The 5,358-nt window shown below is 63.4% G+C and carries 3 rRNA genes; all 3 read right to left on the bottom strand.

Annotated features, from left to right (window positions below):
- Window positions 1-32 precede the first annotated feature (32 nt).
- Window positions 33-148, bottom strand: a 5S ribosomal RNA gene (gene rrf / locus I2D57_RS09720).
- Window positions 149-295: 147 nt separating this feature from the next.
- Window positions 296-3,271: ribosomal RNA gene (locus I2D57_RS09715) — 23S ribosomal RNA — on the bottom strand.
- Window positions 3,272-3,671: 400 nt separating this feature from the next.
- A 16S ribosomal RNA gene (locus I2D57_RS09710) occupies window positions 3,672-5,177 on the bottom strand.
- The 16S, 23S and 5S rRNA genes sit together here, the layout of an rRNA operon.
- Window positions 5,178-5,358 lie beyond the last annotated feature (181 nt).

Genomic DNA, 5,358 nt, shown 5'->3' with positions numbered 1-5,358 from the left:
CAGTTCAAGCGTACGGCTCGGTGCCGTCCACCGGTCAGCGGCGCCCTGGCCTCCCACGGGCTGACCCCGCAGTACTCTCGGCGCGATGGGGCTTAGCTTCCGGGTTCGGAACGGGACCGGGCGTGCCCCCCATGCTCTGGCCGCTGACCGGTGGGCGGCGCCCACCGTTACGGTGTCCTGGGTCTCATCTACGTGCCCTGGGGGCCGCATGGCGCATAGGAGGAGTCGACTCGGGGGCATCCTCGTGCCCGGACCGCGCGCATGAGCGCTGGGTCCCGCGGGCCGCGAGGTGCGGTTCCGGAAGAGCTCGGGCGATTAGTGCGGCTCGGCTGAGGACGTCGCCGCCCTTGCACCTGCCGTCTATCGACCAGGTAGTCTACCTGGGCCCTTACCGGAAGGAGAACTAATCCCTGGAACGGCTTCCCGCTTAGATGCCTTCAGCGGTTATCCGCGCCGCACGCGGCTACCCGGCCGTGCCGTTGGTCGACAACCGGTTCACCGGAGGTGCGTCCACCCCGGTCCTCTCGTACTGGGGGCAGCCTCCATCGATTCTCCTGCGCCCACGGAGGATAGGGACCGAACTGTCTCACGACGTTCTGAACCCAGCTCGCGTACCGCTTTAAACGGCGAACAGCCGTACCCTTGGGACCTGCTCCAGCCCCAGGATGCGATGAGCCGACATCGAGGTGCCAAACCTTGCCGTCGATGTGGACTCTTGGGCAAGATCAGCCTGTTATCCCCGGAGTACCTTTTATCCGTTGAGCGACGGCCCACCCACTCGGGGCCGCCGGATCACTAGAGCCTGCTTTCGCACCTGCTCGGCTTGTGGGCCTCGCAGTCAAGCCCGCTTGTACTCTTGCATTCAAAAGGACGGTTGCCGACCGTCCCGAGCGGACCTTCGCGCGCCTCCGTTACCCTTTAGGAGGCGACCGCCCCAGTCAAACTGCCCGCCTGGCACGGTCCCCGAGCCGGTTGACGGCCTCGGGTTAGGACGCCGGTCGCGCGAGGGCAGTATTCCAAGGGCGGCTCCCCGGGGGCTGGCGCCTCCGGATCGATGCCTCCTGCCTATCCTCTACACGCGGGACCAGCGGCCAATGCCAAGCTGCAGTGAAGGTTCACGGGGTCTTTCCGTCCTTCCGCGGGTAAGTCGCATCTTCACGACCAGTGCAATTTCACCGGGTCCATGGTCGAGACAGCGCCCAAGTCGTTGCGCCTTTCGTGCAGGTCGGAACTTACCCGACAAGGAATTTCGCTACCTTAGGACCGTTATAGTTACGGCCGCCGTTTACCGGGGCTTGGCTTCGGGGCTTCGCCGAAATGGCTAACTCCTCCGCGTGACCTTCCGGCACCGGGCAGGCGTCAGACCCTATACGTCGCCTTGCGGCTTCTGCAGAGTCCTGTGTTTTTGGTAAACAGTCGCTTGGGCCTCTCCACTGCGGCCCGCCTCCGCTCCCCGGGCAAGCCGGTTCACGTACGCGCGGGCACCCCTTCTCCCGAAGTTACGGGGCCATTGTGCCGAGTTCCTTGACCATGGTTGACCCGATCGCCTCGGTATGTTCTACCCACCCACCTGTGTCGGTTTGCGGTACGGGCGCGCACGCGCCTGCCTAGGGGTTTTTCTAGGGACCTCGGGCTCACTCGCTTCGCTCAGATGCTTCGTCCGGAGCCTCGCCCTCGTGCGGACCGGATTTCCCTGGTCCGCGGGCCGCGCTCCATCACGGGGACGTCCAGAACCCCGCCGAGCCACCCCCATCCGTCGCCCCGTCGGTCGTAGCGCCGCGTGCGCGGTGCAGGAATGTCTGCCTGCTGCGCGTCGGCTACGCCTACCGGCCTCGCCTTAGCCCCCGACTGACCCTGGGAGGATTAGCCTTGCCCAGGAAACCTCGGGTTCACGGCGGACGAGTTACTCTCTCGTCTCTCGCTACTCATGCCAGCATTCTCACTCCCATGCGCTCCACCGTCGGTCGCCCTGACGGCTTCTCCGCCCATGGGAAGCTCCCCTACCGATTCTAATGAATTAAAATCCCGCCGCTTCGGTGTCCAGCTTAGCCCCGTGTATTGTCGGCGCATGTCCACTCGACCAGTGAGCTGTTACGCACTCTTTGAATGGATGGCTGCTTCTAAGCCAACATCCTGGTTGTCTGGGCGGACGCACATCCTTTGCCACTCGGCTGGAACTTGGGGACCTTAGCGGGCGGTCCGGGCTGTTTCCCTCTCGAGCACACAGCTTAGCCCACATGCTCTGACTGCCGCGCTCTGGGCCGCCGGCATTCGGAGTTCGGTTGGATTCGGTAGGCGGCGAAGCCCCCTCGTCCATCCGGTGCTCTACCTCCGGCGGTGAACGCGCGACGCTAGCCCTAAAGCTATTTCGGGGAGAACGAGATATCTCCGGGTTTGATTGGCCTTTCACCCCTATCCGCAGGTCATCGCCGCCGTTTTCAACCGACGTGCGTTCGGCCCTCCACGGGGTCTTACCCCCGCTTCAGCCTGCCCACGGATAGCTCACCCGGCTTCGCGTCCGCGGCGCGGGACTCAAGTCGCCCTGTTAAGGCTCGCTTTCGCTCCGGCTCCCTTTCGGTTAACCTCGCCCCGCGCCAGCGACTCGCTGGCTCATTCTACAAAAGGCACGCCGTCACAACATAAAGTTGCTCCGACTGCTCGTGGGCGCACGGTTTCAGGTACTGTTTCACTCCCCTCCCGGGGTGCTTTTCACCTTTCCCTCACGGTACTGGTGCGCTATCGGTCACAGGGTAGTACTCAGGCTTGGATGGTGGTCCACCCAGGTTCGGACCGGGTTTCACGTGCCCGGCCCTACTCAGGGACCGCGTCGCGCCGTCCGGTCTGGGTTCGCGTACGGGGCTGTCACCCGCTGCGGCCGGCCCTCCCATGCCGTTCCGCTCCCCAGCCGGACCTGCGCCCGGGGGCGGCAGCCCCCGGATGCGCGGCCCTGCAACCCCGCCGGCGGAACCCCTGCCGGGTATGCCCGCTCGACGGTTTGGCCATCGGTCCCCTTTCGCTCGCCGCTACTCGGGGAGTCTCGAGATTGATTTCCTCTCCTCCGGGTACTTAGATGTTTCAGTTCCCCGGGTTGTCCTCCCCCCGCCTATGCGTTCAGCGGGGGGATATGCACACTGCTGTGCATGGGTTCGCCCATTCGGAGACCCCCGGGTCGAAGGATGTGTGCTCCTCGCCGGGGATTATCGCAGCTTGCCGCGTCCTTCATCGGCTCCCTGTGCCAAGGCATCCGCCGTGCGCCCGTGGTATCTTGCGGGACCGCATCGGGCCCGCGGGATATCCACGTGTCGCTAATAAAAATTAATCGATATCATGAATAGCGCTCGTATGTCGCAATTCGGGTATCTCATACCGCGGCACAGTGTATGTACTGTGCTCGCGATCAGATGCTCCTCACTCATAAATAAGTGAATTCTTCTTGTTTGGATCGGATGAATGATTGCTATCATTCTGTCTGATAAATCGCAGAAAAGAATCGAGTCTGGAAGAGGATACTCTTCCATCTCTCTCCTATCGCTATGCGGCTCTCAAGGTACGCGGGTGCGACCCCGGGGACCGGGTGCTGCGGGGACTTCATCCAGGCGGGACATCTACCGGACGGGCTCCTGCCCTCCATTCGAGTTAAAGTATGTCTCTCTAAGAACGTATCTCCCTAGAAAGGAGGTGATCCAGCCGCACCTTCCGGTACGGCTACCTTGTTACGACTTCACCCCCCTCACCCTCCACACCTTCGGCGCCTCCCCCCTCTCGGTTGGGCCGGCGACTTCGGGTGCAGACGACTCGGGTGGTGTGACGGGCGGTGTGTACAAGGCCCGGGAACGCATTCACCGCGGCATGCTGATCCGCGATTACTAGCAACTCCGACTTCATGGGGGCGGGTTGCAGCCCCCAATCCGAACTGGGGCCGGCTTTCCGGGATCCGCTCCCCCTCGCGGGGTGGCATCCCTCTGTACCGGCCATTGTAGCACGTGTGCAGCCCAGGGCATAAGGGGCATGATGACTTGACGTCGTCCCCGCCCTCCTCCGCCTTGACGGCGGCGGTCCCGCGTGGGTTCCCGGCATCACCCGATGGCAACACGCGGCGGGGGTTGCGCTCGTTGCGGGACTTAACCCAACATCTCACGACACGAGCTGACGACAGCCATGCACCACCTGTATGGGCTCCTCTCGGCCACGGGGTCTCCCCCGCTTCACCCATATGTCAAGCCCTGGTAAGGTTCTTCGCGTTGCTTCGAATTAAGCCACATGCTCCGCTGCTTGTGCGGGCCCCCGTCAATTCCTTTGAGTTTTAGCCTTGCGGCCGTACTCCCCAGGCGGGACGCTTAATGCGTTGGCTGCGGCACGGGGGGATCGTCCCCCCACACCTAGCGTCCATCGTTTACGGCTGGGACTACCAGGGTATCTAATCCTGTTCGCTCCCCCAGCTTTCGCGCCTCAGCGTCGGTCTCGGCCCAGAGGGCCGCCTTCGCCACCGGTGTTCCACCCGATATCTGCGCATTCCACCGCTACACCGGGTGTTCCACCCTCCCCTACCGGACCCAAGCCGCGGAGGTTCCGGGGGCTTCGGGGGGTTGAGCCCCCCGCTTCGACCCCCGGCCTGCCGGGCCGCCTACGCGCGCTTTACGCCCAATGAATCCGGATAACGCTCGCCCCCTACGTATTACCGCGGCTGCTGGCACGTAGTTAGCCGGGGCTTCTTCTGCAGGTACAGTCTTGACTCTTCCCTGCTGAAAGCGGTTTACGACCCGAAGGCCTCCGTCCCGCACGCGGCGTCGCTGCGTCAGGGTTCCCCCCATTGCGCAAGATTCCCCACTGCTGCCTCCCGTAGGAGTCTGGGCCGTGTCTCAGTCCCAATCTGGCCGGTCGGTCTCTCAACCCGGCTACCCGTTGTCGGCACGGTGGGCCGTCACCCCGCCGTCTACCTGATGGGCCGCGGAGCCATCCCCTCCCGTCGGGGCTTTAGCCCGGGCGCCATGCGGCGCCCGGGGGTATCCGGTATTACCCGTCCTTTCGGGCGGCTATCCCGGGGGAGGGGGCAGGTTCTCCACGTGTTACTCAGCCGTTCGCCACTCGCTTCTATCCGAAGATAGGTGCCGTTCGACTTGCATGTGTTAGGCGCGCCGCCAGCGTTCATCCTGAGCCAGGATCGAACTCTCCGTCCAAAATAAATGGGCTTCGAGCCCGTCCGGTCCTCACAACTGTTACGCTGATCGGTTCCGTTCGATTCATATGGTTCTAGTATAGGAAAAGGAATTTCTCGGGGCCGCCTCTCGGCGGCCTTGCGAAAAACAAATCCAAGTTAGACCATTTCAAATGGTTCGATGTCTGCCCGGATGCGACACT

The sequence above is a fragment of the Collinsella aerofaciens genome (assembly GCF_015553355.1).
GTDB lineage: Bacteria > Actinomycetota > Coriobacteriia > Coriobacteriales > Coriobacteriaceae > Collinsella > Collinsella aerofaciens_V.
The sequence above is the reverse complement of the archived record's forward strand: the minus strand, read 5'-3'. Positions and strand labels throughout refer to the sequence as shown.